Raw genomic sequence first — 14,116 nt, forward strand, 5'->3', positions numbered from 1 at the left:
AAGCGTGTATTCGAGAATTAAGTACGTTTAACGGCTCCATTGCTGCCGTTCGAAAAATGTTTCCGTACAAACAGCTTACGCCGCTTGTTATTAATCGTTCACAAGCCATCATTGCATTTCCGACATCTTCGCCAAACGACTATAGCTGCGCTTGGATTTTTGCTTCTCATGTTCATACTTCACATACGCTTGCTTCAGTTGATCCAACCTCCATGCTGATTCACTTCAAAGACGGAACGTTCATCCCAGTGAAACTTTCTTATTATAGTTTAGAAAAAAAGTTAGCCAGAGCGGCTGTTATTCGCAATTATTGTTTAGAAAGTTCGCTTGTCTTTGCATAATGCATTCGATTTATCAAACGAACTTGTCCTACATATGAACAATCGGTTGTACGGGACTACACATATGTACTGAAGGAGGAAGCTTATCATAAGCTTCCTCCTTTCCTTACTCTTGGAGAAGCGAGGCTTTTAGCTTTTTGCGAGCTGCTTTTCCCCAGTTTTTAACGGCTCCTGTGGAGACATGGTATTTGTAGGCAATATCTTTATAAGAGTAGCCTTCTAGCAAATGTTCGATTACATAGATTTTTTCTCTTCCTGTTAAATGTTCGATATGCTGCTTGATGATTTCAGCTTCTAGCGGGACGGGAAGAGCGGGATCTTCGTTTAGTGAAAGCAGGTTCTGCTCAGCTGGTGTTTCGCGTTCTTCGTATAAAATGGTGCCTTTTAAATGAGAAAGGATGGTACCGCGCACCGTTGTGTAGGCATAAGCGGAAAAAGAGCCTTTGCTTTCATCAAATTTTTGATACGCTCTCCATAAACCAATCAAAGCAATTTGATAATATTCGTCGTAGTCTTTGTAAATATGAAGTTTTTTAATCATCGACACAATTAATGGATGAAAAGATGAAGCGATTTGATCGAACGAGTCTTTTTGCATCTAGCATTCCTTTTTCAAAAACGCGTTTTTGCTGTATTCCGCCGGTATCTCTACTGTACAAGGGGAAGATCACACGCGCGAATGAACGTACATTATGTTTTCTTTTTAAGAAACGTGACGTAATTTCCCCGGAAACTTCACGTTTCGCTAGAAAATATGCGAAGTATACGTGTATTTGTAGAGATTTTACGTACGAAAGGTCCCCCATCCCCAATCCTACTAATCTATAATATGTTTATATCGATGTAGCAACTCTAGCATAACCAAAGAGCGGTTATGCTAGAGTTGCTAGACCTGTCCGGCTGAGCCTCTCCCTTGCGGGCTGGTCTCATCCGGACAGGTGGACCTTTGAAGGCAAGTTCGAGGGAGTGTGTCCGTGTTTGTTTGGTTATCCTATTAAATGTAGAGTGAAGATTGAATAATAGAATATATTTGGTTCTTAAAATGGGGTAAAAGGGGAGATTGAATGAAGGCGACGGTTGGGGTAAATGTGGCGGCGGCTGTTTTGTGTGGGGCGGTGATATATGCGGGGATGCATTATTGGCAGGAACAAACCGAAGCACAGGCAAGTGAAGTGAAGTCCGCTGTTGTACATAGAGAAAAACAGTTTTCCGATGTATCTGCTTATACAAAAAATCTTCCAGACTTTATCACAAAGCAAATTGAGTCATCTATTGCAAATAAAAAACCTCTGACTCTTGTGCTTGCCACGTCCGCAAAGGAAGCAGGGTGGCCACAGCAGTTAAAAAAAGAGCTAGCAGCCGCATATGGAAGTGATGTATTTACGGTTAAAACACTTTCATACGGCAGCCTAACAACTGATGAGCTTTTATCCTCACATATTGCCGATCAAATTGATCAACTTCAGCCAAACATTATTCTTTTCGAAGCACCTCTTAAAAATGATTATCAGCACCTTACGCTAGATGAGACGCTTGAAAATACAGACGAGCTAATTCATCAGCTCAAAGACTTGAAAAAAACCCTTATGATTCAGCCATCACAGCCATATATTTCACAAACGGAGTCCTATGAAGAAGGGGTAGAAGCAATTAGGGGAGTCTCTGAAGCAAATTGGGTGTATTATATGAATCACTCGCTCATTTGGCCGTTTCATTTAGGAGAATATATAAATAAAGACAGCGGCAATTTAACGAAAAAAGGAAATGAAGTGTGGGGAGATTATGTTGTGAATTGGTTTACGGGAAAATGAAAAGACAAGCCCTATTTCAAAAGAAATAGGGCTTGTTTTTTATAATTTTATTAGATTATGACTTTTCCTTGTTTTATAGTAGTAGCTTTTTGCATCTCTACACTTATAAAGCTTAAATCCAAAAATTCCCAAATGAGTCCAAAGTTTTTTGATGTTTACGAGTGGCATGATAATTCTCTGTTCTGTTCTTTATAAAGGTTCTTTATTTTCATTATAAAGAATATAAGAGTGATAGTAAATACTATAAAGAACGTTTTGTTTAAAAAATTCTTTATAAAGAATTTTCGAAACTTCTTATTTTTAGCATATAAACATTCAGAAGTCCTTGGCCCGCGATATCCGCAATAATCAATTTACATGCTGATAAAAAGATAGATGCCACGATACTAACCAGAGTCTTTAGAACAAGACTATGAAACCATTGATCATTTTTAATAGGAGTGACTTTTATCATAGCCCAGGTTCTGTATTCTTGTTACATTAACGTTGTGAAAAATATCACAAAATAAAATGCAGAGGATGATACAAATTAAAACATAATTAGACCACTTATTTTTTTTGCTTGCTGCTAAAGCAATGGAATCGCATACATACCATAACCGTGTTAGATAATCTGACACACAAGTTGAACGATTCAGAAAATTCATATATCTTAAGTATATCTTTAAAGATGCATAGAAAATATATCTTTGAAACAAGCAGGTATAGACGCCAGGGGAGGAATGGAACGTGCAAAAAAAGAAACTCGTATTGATTGGAAATGGAATGGCTGGAGTTCGAGCGATTGAAGAAGTATTGAAGGTTTCAAACGAAGCGTTTGAGATTACGATTTTCGGAAGTGAGCCGCATCCGAACTATAATCGTATTTTATTATCAAAAGTGCTGCAAGGAGATACGAATGTTGAAGACATTACGTTAAACGATTGGAACTGGTATCAAGAAAACAATATTACATTATATACAGGCGAAACGGTTACTAGTATCGATTCGATAAAAAAAGAAGTAGCGACAAACAACGGCAGAGTAGAATCGTATGATGAATTGATTTTAGCAACGGGCTCTCTTCCTTTTATTCTTCCAATTCCAGGATCTGATAAAAAAGGAGTCACGGCTTTTCGAGATATAAAAGACACGGACGAAATGCTGCAGGCATCTCAGCAGTATAAAAAAGCAGCGGTTATTGGAGGCGGACTGCTTGGATTAGAAGCAGCGCGCGGATTGTTAAATTTGGGGATGGACGTATCTGTGATTCATCTAGCTCCGTATTTAATGGAACGTCAGCTCGATCCAACGGCCGGCAAATTGCTTCAAAACGAATTAGAAAAACAAGGCATGAAGTTTTTGTTGGAAAAACAAACGGCGGAAATCGTCGGCGATGAACGAGTTGAAGGTCTATCTTTTAAAGACGGTACTTTTTTAGAAGCTGATTTAGTGGTGATGGCCGTTGGAATTAAACCAAATGTCCAGCTTGCAAAAGAAGCGGGACTTACCGTAAACCGAGGAATTGTCGTGAATGACTATATGCAAACGGATATCCCAAACATCTACGCCGTTGGAGAATGTGCAGAGCATAGAGGAATGGTATACGGACTAGTGGCACCTCTGTATGAACAAGGAAAAGCATTAGCAAAAGCGATTTGCGGTGCAGAAAAAGTTCCTTATGAAGGGTCGGTTTTATCAACGCAGCTAAAAGTATCAGGGGTTGAAGTGTTTTCAGCAGGAGACTTCACGGAAGATGAAGAGAAAAAAGCGATCAAAGTGTTCGATGAACAAGACGGCATTTATAAAAAGCTTGTTCTGCGAGGCAATCAAATCGTAGGAGCCGTTCTTTTTGGAGACAGCAGCGACGGAAATCGACTGTTTTCAATGATTCAAAAGCAAGAAGATGTATCGGATGTCGCGAAAGTGTCGATTTTACAGCCATCTGGCGGTGACGCGGGTGAAAGCTTAGTAGCAAGCATGAGCGCGGATGATATTATTTGCGGCTGTAACGGCGTATCAAAAGGTACGATTGTAGAAGCTATACAAAAACAAGGATGCTCATCGGTTGATGAAATCAAAGCTTGTACAAGTGCCTCTCGTTCTTGCGGAGGATGTAAACCGCTTGTGGCGGAAGTGCTTCAGCATACTCTTGGTGCTGACTTTGACGCGGCGGCTCAAAAAGAAGCGATTTGCGGCTGTACGACTCTGTCACGAGATGAAGTTGTAGAAGAAATTAAAGCAAAAGGACTTTCGCATACGCGTGAAGTCATGAATGTACTTGGATGGAATAATGAAGAAGGCTGTTCGAAATGCCGTCCGGCGCTAAACTATTATTTAGGTATGGTGAATCCGACCGGGTATGTTGACGAACGCGAATCACGATTTGTTAATGAGCGCATGCACGCAAATATTCAAAAAGACGGCACGTATTCTGTTGTTCCTCGCATGTACGGAGGCGTCACAAACGCAGAAGATTTACGACGGATTGCAGACGTCGTTGATAAATATGAGATTCCGTTAGTAAAAGTGACGGGTGGACAGCGTCTTGATTTGTTTGGTGTCAAAAAAGAAGATTTGCCTAGCGTATGGGAAGAGTTAGATATGCCTTCTGGCTATGCTTACGGCAAGTCACTGCGGACCGTAAAAACATGCGTCGGCGAACAGTTTTGCCGTTTTGGTACGCAGGATTCAATGGGTGTTGGGATTGCGCTTGAGAAAAAATTTGAAGGACTATGGACGCCTCATAAAGTGAAAATGGCTGTATCTGCTTGTCCGAGAAGCTGTGCTGAGTCAGGCATTAAAGATATTGGCTTTATTGGAATTGACGGCGGCTGGGAAATTTACGTGGGCGGAAATGGAGGTACGCATCTTCGCGGAGGAGATTTGTTGTATAAAGTAAAAACAGACGAAGAAGTGATGGACATCACAGGAGCTTATTTGCAGTATTACCGAGAAACGGCTAATTACTTAGAGCGTACGTCTGCATGGATTGAGCGCATGGGACTTTCGCACATTCAATCAGTGCTTGATGACGCTGAAACGAGAAGAGAGCTGAATATGCGTATGGACGAAGCGTTATCTACGTACCGTGATCCTTGGAAAGAAATCGTCGAAAGCAAAAAGACGAAAAAAGAGCTGTTCGAAACAGTTGTCACATCATAAAGCTGGGGGGAAATAAAGATGGTGAATAAAAACATTACAAAAGTATGCGTAGGGTCTATTCATGATTTTCCGGTAAGCCTGGGTAAAACAGTGAAAGTAAACGGAAAAGAAATTGCTGTGTTTAAGCTATCAAGCGGAAAAATACGGGCAATTGAAAACCGCTGTCCGCATAAAGGCGGCGTGTTAAGTGAAGGAATCGTGAGCGGTGACTCGGTGTTCTGTCCGATGCACGACTGGAAAATTTGCTTGCATGACGGCAACGTACAAGAACCTGATAGCGGATGTGTAGACACGTACGAAGCGTCTGTTGAAGGAGATTTGCTGTATCTTTTAATTGAAGAATAAGTAAGGGTGGCGCGTTGATTTTCAACGCGCCACAAAAATTCAAGGGGACATTCAAAGGAGCGAAGCAAAAATGAGACCAGGAAAAGTGTACATTGTAGGAGCCGGACCAGGAGATCCAGATTTACTAACGATAAAAGCAGCAAAATGTTTAGAAAAAGCAGATGTTATTTTATATGATCGATTAGTGAACCCTGTTCTTCTTCAATATGCAAAAGAAGGAGCAGAACTCGTCTACTGCGGGAAAAAGCCTGGTGAGCACTGCGTTTCTCAAGATGATATTCATGATTTGCTTGTATTCTACGCAAGAAAAGGAAACACCGTCGTGCGGTTAAAAGGCGGAGATCCGTTTATTTTTGGAAGAGGCGGTGAAGAAGCAGAAGTGCTCGTTCAGCACGGAATTCCATTTGAAGTCGTTCCCGGTATTACAGCGGGCATCGCGGCACCGGCGTATGCGGGAATTCCTGTCACGCATCGTGAGCTGAGCCGTTCATTTGCCGTTGTTACGGGACACTGTTTAAGCGGCAAGCCGGAAAGTATTCGCTGGGAGCATTTAGCAAAAGGAGTTGATACGCTTGCGATTTATATGGGCGTTAAAAATTTACCATATATTTGCCGTCAGCTTTTACACGCGGGGAAAAGCCCAGATACGCCGGTCGCCGTTATTGAACAAGGAACGTCCATTTATCAGCGCACGGTTACAGGTACGCTTGGCACAATCGTAGACACGGCTGCCGAGCAGCAAGTCAGCAATCCCGCGATGATTGTGATTGGTGAAGTGGTGAAGCAAGCTTCTGCTCTCGCATGGTTTTCGGAAAAAACAGAAGAAAAAGTATGCGTCTAAGATGAGTAAAAGGAGGAAACACTTTTGTTGAAACATTCACTGCAGTCAATGAATGAGTTAGCCCGTGAAAAAACGAAGCTTGTTAATGAACATTTGCCGAGTTATTTGCTGTTAGCTGTGCTAGCGGGTGCTTACGTGGGACTTGGAGTTATATTAGCTCTATCGGTAGGAGCGCCTTTAGCCTCTGCTTCTTTACCGGTAGTTTCTCTTGTGATGGGGTTATCTTTTGCTGTTGCTCTACTGCTTGTTGTATTTGCAGGAGCTGAATTGTTTACGGGAAATCACATGGTGTATACGGTCAGTACGCTATCAGGAGTTACCACATGGAAAGATACGTTCAAAAACTGGACGTGGTGTTTTATCGGAAATGCGGCAGGAGCGTTTGGGCTTTGTTTGTTAGTTACTGGAACCGGTTTGTTTAAAGGAATTGAACCAAATCATTTACTTATGACGCTGGCAGCTAAAAAGATGAATTTGCCGGTCAGTGAATTATTTTTTCGCGGCATTCTGTGCAACTGGCTTGTTTGCCTGGCGATTTGGACGGCTTCGAGAACCAAAAGCGATGCGGCAAAGATCATGCTTATTTTTTGGATGCTGTTTGCATTTGTTGCTTCAGGATACGAGCACAGCGTGGCGAATATGACGTTTCTTGGTCTAGCTTTATTGCTTCCGCATCCTGATACGATTTCGGCTGCTGGGCTATTTCATAACTTGATTCCTGTTACACTCGGAAACATCGTAGGGGGAGGACTGTTTGTAGGAAGCATCTACTGGTTCGTGAACGCTAGGCAGCTAAAAGAAACTAAAAAACAGCCGACTGCTCTCTCGGCTGACTTGGATTCTGCTAAACTGTCTAAATAGCAAAAAACCGCTCTTTATACCATATAGTCTGCTTTTTAAAGCTATCATGACGGTATTTTAGAGCGGTTTCTTCTATATATAATATAAACTGCTTAAAGCGTATTCACATCTATACGTATCGAACAAGCAGTATCGTTCTTCATTTTATAAAAACAGGAAGTCTGTGAAAGTTGAATCGGACAGATTCTGTTGAAATGAATGTGTGAGGGTGCAGGTATCATCGAAGAGGCAGAGGGCATCTTAGAATTTTAATGTTGTTTGGCATTTTATGCTCTTTTTGAGCTTCCTTAAAGCAGTTGTACATTGCTTTGCTGCCTGAATGATTAGCGGAGTGAATCGTAATTCGATCGGCATATAAATGATGCTTTACCATAAAACGCACGAGCATTAATCCATTCCGTGTCTTGCTCAGTAAATCGTGATCGAGTGACAAATGTTCAACGTCGAATGATTTTAGCAGATCAATACATTCATCAATCGTTTCGGCTAAAACATGACCGTCAGGGCATTTGCGATAGTCGTCTAGAAAAACATTGATTTTCATGACTGATTCTCCCTTCTTTGCCTTGTCTTTAGTGTAACATACATAACATCATATACCTACCTAAGTCCATTCGACACTTTTTTCTGTATTCCTTCTTAAATAGTGATAAAAACACGAATTTTTATCATTATTTGCATATTCGAGGCGAATAAAGAAGGAATAAGGAGGAGAATGTCGAACGAAAAAACGAGTAGATAAAAAATCAAAACTGGAAATTGCATTTTTTTACCCCGCTATTTTTACATAAGAAAATCATTGGAATCCCAGGTCTGATAAGGGGTGGAATGCGGTTAACAATTAAAGTATGGTCAGAAAAAAACTATCATTTACGATTTTTTTAAAATAAATTGGAAATTTCTCTTTACGAAAAAGATGGTTGGGACGTATAATTTGATTTAAGGATTTTTTGGAACATAGTATGACAATATGACAAAAAAGAAAAGTAAGGTGAATAGAATGGGTAAGTTATTTAGTATCGGTGAAGTATTAATTGATATGATTCCAGCTCAAAAAGGTCTTCAATTAAAAGAAGTGGAATCGTTTACGCGTGTGCCAGGCGGAGCGCCGGCAAACGTTGCGGCAGTTGTTGCTACATACGGTAATGAGTCATCACTTATTACAAAAGTTGGAGAAGATGCGTTTGGAGACTTTCTAGTAGATACGCTTCGTGAAGTAGGAGTAGGGACTGATATGGTCTATCGTACAGAAGAAGCAAACACAGCTTTAGCTTTTGTTTCCTTGCGTGAAGACGGAGAAAGAGATTTCAGCTTCTATCGTAATCCTTCAGCAGATTTATTATTAACAGAAGACGAAATTAACCCTGATTGGTTTGCAAGCAACGATGTTCTTCACTTCTGTTCGGTTGATTTAGTTGAAAGCCCTATGAAATACGCTCATATGAAAGCGATTAAAAGCATGAAAGAAAAAGGCGGCGTTATCAGCTTTGATCCAAATGTACGTCTTCCACTGTGGAAAGACCATGAGTTATGTCGTCAAACGATTTTAGAATTTATTCCACAAGCGCACATTGTCAAAATTTCAGACGACGAGCTATCGTTTATCACAGGCATTGAAGATGAACAGCAAGCGATTCAGTCCCTATTTACAGGTGACGTTCAGGTAGTTGTGTTCACAAAAGGAGCAGAAGGCGCAACGCTTTATACAAAACAAGCTGTCTATGAATCAAACGGTTACAAAGTAACAGTTGTTGATACAACAGGTGCAGGAGATGCGTTTATTGGCGGATTCCTTTATCAGCTATTAAGCCGCGATGTGTCACAAGAAAACTTAACAGCTATTCTTGACCGCGACCACGATGCTATTTTGCGTTTTGCAAATGCAAGCGGTGCCTTAACGACAACGGGAAAAGGTGCGATCAGTTCGATTCCAGCCAAAGAAGTAGTAGAGCAATTTTGTAAGCCTGTAGCTAACTAAAATGAAAAGGCTTTATCTCTTCTTATTTTCAATCAGCAGAGGCGCTAGTTTCTGCTGATTGCAGATCACATATGAGGGAGAAGCCGGCTGCGGAGCAAGAAGAAAAAATTTTTTTCTGTTTTTAAAAATTAATCAAAAAAATTTCTAGCTAAACAATAAATGTTCGTGTTAGTATAATACGAGCAGCAAGAAATAACAGTTTTACCGTCATTTATGAAAACGTTTGATATATATATCGATGTAGAAAATTTGATATGACCAAAGAACGGTCATATCAAATTTTCTAGACCTAAGCGTCTCCCGCCCCCCTTACGGGGTAGGCAGCATCCGCATAGGTAAACCTTTTGGGGAATATTCAAGTGGTATGAGTCATAGATTTTGCGTAGCCCTTGATAAAAGAAAAGCAGCAGGTTATTGCGTACACTGTACATAGATTAGAAATAGGAAAGTAGGTTAAGAGAAAGATGGATATTTTGCTAGGTGTTCTTCCTTCCGTTGCGTGGGGAAGCATGATTTTAGTTAGTATGAAGATGGGCGGTGGACCTTACAGTCAAACGCTTGGAACAATTATTGGAGCATTGATTCTCTCATTTGTTCAGTTTATGATTGTGCAGCCAGTGTTAACGCCAACGCTTGTTATTGTCGGAATTGTTTCAGGTTTGTTCTGGTCAGTAGGTCAAAGCAATCAGTTTAAAAGTGTTCCATACCTTGGTGTTTCAAAGTCAATGCCGATTTCAACTGGTATGCAATTAGTATCAACAGCTCTTTTTGGTGTTATTGTATTTAAAGAATGGTCAACGCTTCAAACGATTGTGCTTGGATCTATTGCGATCCTTTTAATACTAGCAGGCGTTGTGCTTTCTTCATTAGACGGTAAAAAAGAAGGGGCACAAGCGGCTCCAGGACAAACGAAAAAAGGAGTTATCACTCTTATCATTTCAAGTCTTGGATTCTTAGTTTACGTGGTTATCGCACGTATCTTCAACGTAGACGCATGGGCAGCTCTATTCCCGCAAGCGATCGGTATGTTAATTGGTGGCTTAATCATTACATACAAACATAAGCCTTTTAACAAATATACAATTCGCAATATCTTACCAGGTCTAATCTGGGCATCTGGAAATATGTTCTTATTCTTATCTCAATCAAGACTAGGCGTAGCAACAAGCTTTTCATTATCGCAAATGGGTATTGTTATCTCTATTTTTGGCGGTATTGTATTCTTGGGAGAAAAGAAAACAAAACGTCAATTATTCTATGTATCTCTTGCGAGTGTACTGATTATTTCAGGCGGTATTTGTATCGGCCTTGCGAAAGCAAACGCTTGATTTATCGATTTAGAAAAACCCCCATGGCTAAAGTGCAGCCATGGGGGTTTTTCTAGACCTAAGGTTTTGAGACCACCCCTTGCGGGGTGGCCTCAAAACCTTAGTCAAAACCTTAGTCAAAACCTTAGTCAAAACCTTAGTCAAAACCTTAGTGCTCTTAAGAGTTTCAAAGCTGTACGTTCGTGTGAAGGTTTCTCATTCTTAAGGCTGATTATTTTTCATTCTTTGTTAGGAAGCTGTTTGTTGTGAAATGGCTTATAGTAGTAGAAAAGGATGGAGGAGAGGCTATGATTAAGAGTATTTATGAAACGCATGTACAGGTGCGGAATTTGGAGGATTCGATTGAGTTTTATAAACGTCTTGGGCTGACGTTTGTTCATAGAATTAAAGAGCGGCGCTGTGCTTTTTTCTTTGTTGGTGAACAAAAGCAGATGCTTGGGCTTTGGGAAACAGACGAAAGAGAGTTGAAAACCAGCCATTTTGCCTTTGGAATCCAGGCAGCAGATATTCATGAAGCGTTAACGTGGCTGCGTTCAAAAGGCATTGAACCGGAAGAAACTTCGTTTGGAAAGCCGCAAATAGAGCCCATTGTTCATACGTGGATGCCGGCAGCGTGCGTGTATTTTAATGACCCTGACGGCAACCGCTTGGAGTTAATTACACTTTTGGATGATGAACCGGTTGTATCTAAGGACTTTCCGTATTTAAGTGAATGGAACACAAAACAGCAGTGAACACTGCTGTTTTTTTATGTATCATAAACGTATGATTGACATAATAATAAACATATAATATATTTGTTTATAAATTAACAAACAAAATAGAAAGGTGTCTATTTATATGGTAAACGATTTGTTTTGGGAATCATCTTTTGATGATATGAAAAAAGGATATGCAGAAAGCGAAGAGCACTATCAATGCTTATTGTGCGGTGAAAGCTTTGAAAAAGGCATTATTTATCCGATGGAAGGTGTTTTTTATGAAGCCAAACGTTATATGAAGCTTCATGTTGAACAAGAGCATGGGTCTGTGTTCCATCATTTAATAGAGCTAGATAAAGATGTAACCGGTCTTTCTGATCATCAAAAAAATTTAGTGAAGTTTTTTAAGGAAGGAAAAAGCGATAGTGATATTCAAAAAGAAATGGGAATCGGCAGTTCATCCACCATTCGGAATCACCGATTTACTTTAAAGAAAAAAGAGCGTCAAGCAAAAGTGTTTTTAACGCTGATGGAACTGTTGAACGACGGGGAAGAAGAGAAGAAGCTACCCGCATCAAATAAAGCTCCTAAAAGAAGTCAGCGCTACAGCATAAGTGATGAAGAACGTGAAAAAATTTTAGCGAAGAACTTTCCGCAAGGTTTGAATGGACCGCTTCGTACATTTCACTTGCAAGAAAAACACCGTCTCGTTGTTCTTGAAGAATTAAGCGGGCATTTTAAGTTTGGTGCAACGTATACCGAAAAAGAAGTAAATGATATTTTAACACCTTTTTATGACGACTATGCCGTGCTGCGACGTTATTTAATTGAGTACGGTTTTTTAGAGCGCAGCGCAGATGGAAGCAGCTACTGGAGAAAGGGAGAGACAAAGATGAGTACCAATTCAAAAGACTATAAAAAACAAATGAAACAGCTAGCGAAAGAAATAAAAACAGAAGGCGGCGTGTATCAAATAAAAAACCTTCACAACCATAAGATTTACATTGGCTCTACGCCTAATATCAAAACGTTAAACGGTGTAAAGTTCACGTTAAAGACGAATACTCATCAAAATAAAGAGCTTCAAGACGAGTGGAATACGTACGGAGCGGATGCTTTTTCAATTGAGATGCTTGAAACGATTAAAAGAGAAGAAGAAAAAGCACTTTCAAAAAAGGATTTGCTGAAACTGGAAGCGAAATGGTTAGAGAAGCTGCAGCCTTACGGCGAAAAAGGCTATCATTCGCCTAAAGCTGATACAAAGGAGAAATAGGTGTGAAAGATCAACGTGTAAAAAGTGAAGTAGTGGAATCAGAAAAATCCGTCAGTAAGCTGATGCTTGTATTTTTGATTCCGCTCATGTTAAGCAACGCCATGCAGTCAGTTGGACAGCTGGCGGGAAGTATTATTGTCGGAAGAGCGCTTGGAGTTGACGCGTTAGCCGCTATTTCCGCTTTTTTTCCTCTGTTTTTTCTGCTCGTATCGTTTTCGATTGGAATTGGATCGGGAAGTTCAATTTTAATCGGGCAAGCGTACGGCGCACAAAATGAAAAACGAGTCAAAGAAATTATCGGTACAACGCTGACGTTTACGTTTTTAGTCGGAATTGTGCTTGCTGTTGCAGGAAGCATATTTGCTCCGGATATTCTTCGGATTATGGGAACGCCGGCTAATATTATTGACGTAACGGTTCACTATGCGCGCATTTTGTTTGTTGCGATTCCTGTTTTGTTTTTATACTTTGTTTATACGACGTTTATGCGCGGAACCGGAGACTCTAAAACGCCTTTTTACTTTTTAGTTGTGAGTACGGTCTTAAACATCATTTTCCTTCCAATTTTAATTTTTGGATGGATAGGAGTGCCAAAGCTTGGTGTATACGGCGCCGCGTACGCAACGGTATTTTCCACCGTATTAACATTTATCATTATGATCGTCTATTTGCGCAAGAAAAATCATCCGTTAAAGTTTGACTCATCTATTTCGTTAAAGATGGATGGAACGCTTTTAAAGCTGCTCATGCGTTTAGGGATTCCAGCGAGTATCAATATGATTTTAGTTTCTCTTTCTGAAATTGCGGTCATTACGTTTGTAAACGGATTTGGTTCGGATGCTACAGCGGCGTACGGAGCGGTGAACCAAGTGGCAAGCTATGTACAAATGCCGGCAATCAGCTTGGGAATTGCGGTTTCTATCTTTGCCGCGCAGTCGATTGGTGCCAATAAATTTGAGCGTTTAAAAGAAGTTATTCGCTCCGGAATTATACTGAATTACGTTATTGGCAGTGTATTGATTTTACTTATTTATCTCTTTTCCAATCAAATTTTAGCGCTGTTTTTAACAAGTCAGCACACGCTCGATATTGCTCAAGAGCTGTTAGTGATAACGCTTTGGAGCTACTTAATCTTCGGGCATGCGCAAATTATTACCGCCACGATGCGAGCAAGCGGTACGGTGCTTTGGCCTACAGTGTTTAGCATTATGGCTATTTGGTGTGTAGAAGTGCCCGTAGCTTACGTACTATCGCAGTTCACGTCTCTTGAGATCAAAGGAATTTGGATTGGATATCCAGCAGCGTTTGTTGTCAGCTTAATCCTGCAGTATAGCTATTATCAATTTGTATGGAAGAAAAAGAAAATTGAACGTCTTGTCGGATGAAAAACGAGCGGAAGCGCTCGTTTTTTATTTTTTCTAATTAAAACACCCTTATCTAAGAGTTTTAATATGATAGTGCATATAACTTTTTGATGAAAAGAGGGTATGACA

The 14,116-nt window shown here is 40.3% G+C and carries 13 protein-coding genes; 11 read left to right on the plus strand and 2 right to left on the minus strand.

The window, feature by feature from the left end; all coding sequences use genetic code 11:
• Positions 1-8 precede the first annotated feature (8 nt).
• The gene (locus tag M3225_RS15145; RefSeq protein ID WP_308215754.1) at positions 9-341 is read left to right on the plus strand and encodes a competence protein ComK; all 333 of its coding nucleotides are present in this window, start codon (positions 9-11) and stop codon (positions 339-341) included.
• 106 nt (positions 342-447) lie between these two features.
• On the opposite strand, the gene M3225_RS15150 is transcribed toward M3225_RS15145, so the two are convergent.
• Complete coding sequence (locus M3225_RS15150) at positions 448-939, minus strand: sigma-70 family RNA polymerase sigma factor (protein ID WP_251395049.1); 492 nt, start codon at positions 937-939, stop codon at positions 448-450.
• A gap of 466 nt (positions 940-1,405) precedes the next feature.
• Here M3225_RS15150 and M3225_RS15155 point away from each other — a divergent pair, with 466 nt between their 5' ends.
• The 5 genes from M3225_RS15155 to M3225_RS15175 all read left to right on the plus strand — a co-directional run bounded on the left by M3225_RS15155 (position 1,406) and on the right by M3225_RS15175 (position 7,343).
• Positions 1,406-2,152, plus strand: coding sequence for an SGNH/GDSL hydrolase family protein (locus M3225_RS15155; RefSeq protein WP_251395051.1), 747 nt, complete (start codon positions 1,406-1,408; stop codon positions 2,150-2,152).
• Positions 2,153-2,881: 729 nt separating this feature from the next.
• Positions 2,882-5,296, plus strand: coding sequence for a nitrite reductase large subunit NirB (nirB, locus tag M3225_RS15160; protein WP_251395053.1), 2,415 nt, complete (start codon positions 2,882-2,884; stop codon positions 5,294-5,296).
• Positions 5,297-5,314: 18 nt separating this feature from the next.
• Positions 5,315-5,641 carry a nitrite reductase small subunit NirD gene (gene nirD / locus M3225_RS15165; protein WP_013055862.1) on the plus strand — a complete coding sequence of 109 codons (327 nt, stop codon included), beginning with the start codon at positions 5,315-5,317 and terminating at the stop codon, positions 5,639-5,641.
• A 70-nt stretch (positions 5,642-5,711) separates the two neighbouring features.
• Complete coding sequence (gene cobA, locus M3225_RS15170) at positions 5,712-6,482, plus strand: uroporphyrinogen-III C-methyltransferase (RefSeq protein ID WP_251395055.1); 771 nt, start codon at positions 5,712-5,714, stop codon at positions 6,480-6,482.
• Positions 6,483-6,506: 24 nt separating this feature from the next.
• Positions 6,507-7,343, plus strand: a complete 837-nt coding sequence (locus M3225_RS15175; protein WP_251395057.1) for a formate/nitrite transporter family protein — start codon at positions 6,507-6,509, stop codon at positions 7,341-7,343.
• Positions 7,344-7,560: 217 nt separating this feature from the next.
• Here the strand turns inward: M3225_RS15175 and M3225_RS15180 are convergent, their stop codons facing one another.
• Positions 7,561-7,887, minus strand: coding sequence for a cyclic-phosphate processing receiver domain-containing protein (locus tag M3225_RS15180; RefSeq protein WP_063670890.1), 327 nt, complete (start codon positions 7,885-7,887; stop codon positions 7,561-7,563).
• 456 nt (positions 7,888-8,343) lie between these two features.
• Here M3225_RS15180 and M3225_RS15185 point away from each other — a divergent pair, with 456 nt between their 5' ends.
• The 5 genes from M3225_RS15185 to M3225_RS15205 all read left to right on the plus strand — a co-directional run bounded on the left by M3225_RS15185 (position 8,344) and on the right by M3225_RS15205 (position 14,008).
• Positions 8,344-9,321 (plus strand): carbohydrate kinase family protein, encoded by a 978-nt coding sequence (locus tag M3225_RS15185; protein WP_251395059.1) that lies wholly within the window; start codon positions 8,344-8,346, stop codon positions 9,319-9,321.
• Between the two features lie 464 nt (positions 9,322-9,785).
• Entirely contained in the window at positions 9,786-10,649 is an 864-nt protein-coding gene (locus M3225_RS15190) for a GRP family sugar transporter (RefSeq protein ID WP_251395061.1), read from the plus strand.
• Positions 10,650-10,936: 287 nt separating this feature from the next.
• Positions 10,937-11,383 (plus strand): VOC family protein, encoded by a 447-nt coding sequence (locus tag M3225_RS15195; RefSeq protein WP_251395063.1) that lies wholly within the window; start codon positions 10,937-10,939, stop codon positions 11,381-11,383.
• 106 nt (positions 11,384-11,489) lie between these two features.
• Positions 11,490-12,623 (plus strand): DUF2087 domain-containing protein, encoded by a 1,134-nt coding sequence (locus tag M3225_RS15200; RefSeq protein WP_251395065.1) that lies wholly within the window; start codon positions 11,490-11,492, stop codon positions 12,621-12,623.
• A gap of 62 nt (positions 12,624-12,685) precedes the next feature.
• Positions 12,686-14,008, plus strand: coding sequence for an MATE family efflux transporter (locus tag M3225_RS15205; RefSeq protein WP_251396096.1), 1,323 nt, complete (start codon positions 12,686-12,688; stop codon positions 14,006-14,008).
• Positions 14,009-14,116: the final 108 nt, after the last annotated feature.

The sequence above is a fragment of the Priestia aryabhattai genome (assembly GCF_023715685.1).
GTDB classification, from domain to species: Bacteria; Bacillota; Bacilli; order Bacillales; family Bacillaceae_H; genus Priestia; species Priestia aryabhattai_B.

Coding starts and splice junctions, on each gene's coding strand:
- M3225_RS15150 (WP_251395049.1), bottom strand. CDS start 939: ATGCAAAAAGACTCGTTCGATCAAATCGCTTCATCTTTTCATCCATTA.
- M3225_RS15155 (WP_251395051.1), top strand. CDS start 1,406: ATGAAGGCGACGGTTGGGGTAAATGTGGCGGCGGCTGTTTTGTGTGGG.
- nirD (WP_013055862.1), top strand. CDS start 5,315: ATGGTGAATAAAAACATTACAAAAGTATGCGTAGGGTCTATTCATGAT.
- cobA (WP_251395055.1), top strand. CDS start 5,712: ATGAGACCAGGAAAAGTGTACATTGTAGGAGCCGGACCAGGAGATCCA.
- M3225_RS15180 (WP_063670890.1), bottom strand. CDS start 7,887: ATGAAAATCAATGTTTTTCTAGACGACTATCGCAAATGCCCTGACGGT.
- M3225_RS15185 (WP_251395059.1), top strand. CDS start 8,344: ATGGGTAAGTTATTTAGTATCGGTGAAGTATTAATTGATATGATTCCA.
- M3225_RS15190 (WP_251395061.1), top strand. CDS start 9,786: ATGGATATTTTGCTAGGTGTTCTTCCTTCCGTTGCGTGGGGAAGCATG.
- M3225_RS15195 (WP_251395063.1), top strand. CDS start 10,937: ATGATTAAGAGTATTTATGAAACGCATGTACAGGTGCGGAATTTGGAG.
- M3225_RS15200 (WP_251395065.1), top strand. CDS start 11,490: ATGGTAAACGATTTGTTTTGGGAATCATCTTTTGATGATATGAAAAAA.
- M3225_RS15205 (WP_251396096.1), top strand. CDS start 12,686: ATGCTTGTATTTTTGATTCCGCTCATGTTAAGCAACGCCATGCAGTCA.